At 32.5% G+C, this 2,489-nt stretch carries 5 protein-coding genes; 2 read left to right on the forward strand and 3 right to left on the reverse strand.

The features are described from left to right. Positions 1 to 29: 29 nt before the first annotated feature. From KI369_RS19230 to KI369_RS19240, 3 genes are all read right to left on the reverse strand, one after another. Complete coding sequence (locus KI369_RS19230; protein WP_000522902.1) at positions 30 to 281, reverse strand: GlsB/YeaQ/YmgE family stress response membrane protein; 252 nt, start codon at positions 279 to 281, stop codon at positions 30 to 32. Between the two features lie 75 nt (positions 282 to 356). Then, complete coding sequence (locus KI369_RS19235; protein ID WP_000004263.1) at positions 357 to 557, reverse strand: CsbD family protein; 201 nt, start codon at positions 555 to 557, stop codon at positions 357 to 359. Positions 558 to 599: 42 nt separating this feature from the next. Beyond that, entirely contained in the window at positions 600 to 989 is a 390-nt protein-coding gene (locus tag KI369_RS19240; RefSeq protein WP_212957009.1) for a YflT domain-containing protein, read from the reverse strand. A 190-nt stretch (positions 990 to 1,179) separates the two neighbouring features. Here KI369_RS19240 and KI369_RS19245 point away from each other — a divergent pair, with 190 nt between their 5' ends. Both KI369_RS19245 and KI369_RS19250 read left to right on the forward strand, forming a co-directional pair. Next, a complete protein-coding gene (locus KI369_RS19245) occupies positions 1,180 to 1,641 on the forward strand; it encodes a hypothetical protein (RefSeq protein ID WP_212957010.1) in 462 nt (153 codons plus the stop codon). A gap of 238 nt (positions 1,642 to 1,879) precedes the next feature. Further along, positions 1,880 to 2,107 (forward strand): DUF2798 domain-containing protein, encoded by a 228-nt coding sequence (locus KI369_RS19250; RefSeq protein WP_212957011.1) that lies wholly within the window; start codon positions 1,880 to 1,882, stop codon positions 2,105 to 2,107. Positions 2,108 to 2,489 lie beyond the last annotated feature (382 nt).

Raw genomic sequence — 2,489 nt, forward strand, 5'->3', positions numbered from 1 at the left:
AAACTTAAGATTATTATTCATTATCATACTTACGCTTTCCGTAGCATTCTAGAAAAGAATGTAACGATTAAAATAAAGACGATTGCACCTAATAAAGCTGGAAGAATAAAGATGCCTCCCCATTCAGGACCCCAATGACCAAATAACGCACTACCTACCCAAGATCCGATTAATCCGGCAATCACATTACCAACTATACCTAAAGGAAAGTCTTTTCCCGTAATCATTCCAGCTAACGCACCAATAAGTCCACCTACAATACAAGTAATAATAAGTCCCACAATTAACCCTCCTATATTCGTTTTATATTGTATTTATCAAGCTTTGGTATGTAACCAAAGCTTGATAAACATGTATTACTCTTTATTATCCAACCCATCACTTATCTTTTGTTTCACTTTTCCGACTTTTTCTTTTATCGTTCCCTTCGTCTTCTCCCACTTCCCTTCATTTTTCAACTCTCTATCCTCTGTAACTTCACCGATTCCTTCTTTCACTTGTCCCTTTTTCTTTTCAACTTTACCAGTAATTTGTTCTTTCAGCCCGCTCTCACTCATATTTCCCATCTCCTTTTCGTAATAGATTTATAGGATACAAATTTAAATAGAATACGTGCATCTTCTTTCTTGTAACCATTCACCGACTCTTTCTAAATCTTTAACGAATAACAAGATCTTCCCTTCATCTAGCTTTTCTTCGTAGAAGTTCGCTTCTTCCTCATTAAGTCCTAACTCTTGCATCTTATTTCTTAACTGATCTCCCGTTTTTTGAAAGACGTTAATAATGCTTGTCCCAAGTCCCTCCTCTTGTATACCAATTGTATTCACGTCTGCATTGTCTGCGATTCTATCTGTCCTTTCTTTCTCGTGTGTTAATACGTAAATATCTTTTTGGTCTATTCCTTTCTTCACTAGATCATTCGCCGCATTCATGACCTCTTTCTCCGTAATAAATTCATATACAAAAGGTTTACTATACTTCGTTTCCATCTTTAACTTCCTCCTCTAAAATGAATTATTTGTTATATTATATGTAGTACACCCATTTTCGAAATGTTAAACATAAAATATGAAAAAAGTTATGTGAATTTCTTCTATCCTAAAACTAGTAGAATAAATCTACTTACAATAACTACCTTAATTAACAGAAAATTGTTATAATTAAAAGAGGAGGGATAACATGAAAAAAATCATATCTATATGCGCTCTAACCGCTCTATCTTTCACTTTAATAGGATGTACAAGCACCTCAGCTACAGATAAAGCTTCACAAGCTAAGCAAGAACATACACAAACTACCTTTCAATTAAACTCCGCAAATATTACAGACATTGAAATACTTAGCACAATAAATAACAACGTTTCAAAATCTCAAACAGATAACCAAGAAATGATAAAATCAATCGTTTCAGCAGTTCAAAAAGGCACTCCTAAATCAATTACATTAGATCAAAAAAAGAGAGAATCAGCACATTCTACTATTACCGTTACATATAAAGATGACGCGAAAGAAGAGTTTCTTGTGTGGGTTGATAATAAGGAGCAAATTACGATTGCTAAAGATGAGAAGAAAGATAAAGTTGAAGGTGTGATCGTGAACATTAAAGATGCTAAAATGATGAAAGATTTCTTTAAAATGTAAAAAGGATCTCCTTTAAGGGGATCCTTTTTCTCTTCATACAGCCTATCGAGTTCTGCTCCTTATCATCCAAAGCAGAAATATTAGTTATATTATAAAGACGTTTATTTACTCTATAGTTATATACCTATTGTTGCTATTGCAGAAAAGTACAACAAGCTGGACAACCTAGATTTCAAACTGTAAGATTAGATGTTGGTGAAATCGGGCAGCAAAGTATATTAGAAAATAGGTGTTAATTTTGAAAATCAATAAAAAATTTGAACCAATGATTTTTAATCTCTTTATGATTTTAGGTATATCTAGTATTATCTCTTTCGTCATGGTTTCAATGAACGTTGGGTATACAGCTTTATTTCTCAAATCATGGCTGAAAACATGGGGAATTGCTTTCGTGCTTGCATTTTTAGCTTCTAAATTACTACCCTTTGTAGTGAAAAGGATAATGAAAATATTCATATTTGTTTAGAAGGATGCTTAAAAATAAAGTGATGCACTACTTTAGTTCCTTTAAATGAAAAGAGATAATCACCACAAAGCTTAACCTAGTAAAATATTTTAACTCGAAGAAAGGTACTTGCAAAGTTATCTTTTTCTTATATGTTAAAAAAGCTCGCCTATTTCCGTAGGCGGGCTTTATCTTTATTACACAATAAGAAAGTATACTCTCTTTTCCTCTGAATTTTTATGTAATTGTACATATTCATGAACATAAATGTATTGATGCACTTTATCTACATACGCATGGCATTAATCCATTGCAAATTTATCTTCTTTAAAGCAAAACTCTCTTTTAGAAAAAAGAAAAGACACTCTAAGGTGCCTTCCTCCGACTTGAACCATCTTAATTT

The organism is Bacillus sanguinis (assembly GCF_018332475.1).
Lineage (GTDB): Bacteria > Bacillota > Bacilli > Bacillales > Bacillaceae_G > Bacillus_A > Bacillus_A sanguinis.

Excerpts from the sequence above, each read along its gene's own strand:
- KI369_RS19240 (WP_212957009.1), bottom strand. The coding sequence starts at position 989 with ATGGAAACGAAGTATAGTAAACCTTTTGTATATGAATTTATTACGGAG.
- KI369_RS19235 (WP_000004263.1), bottom strand. The coding sequence starts at position 557 with ATGAGTGAGAGCGGGCTGAAAGAACAAATTACTGGTAAAGTTGAAAAG.
- KI369_RS19245 (WP_212957010.1), top strand. The coding sequence starts at position 1,180 with ATGAAAAAAATCATATCTATATGCGCTCTAACCGCTCTATCTTTCACT.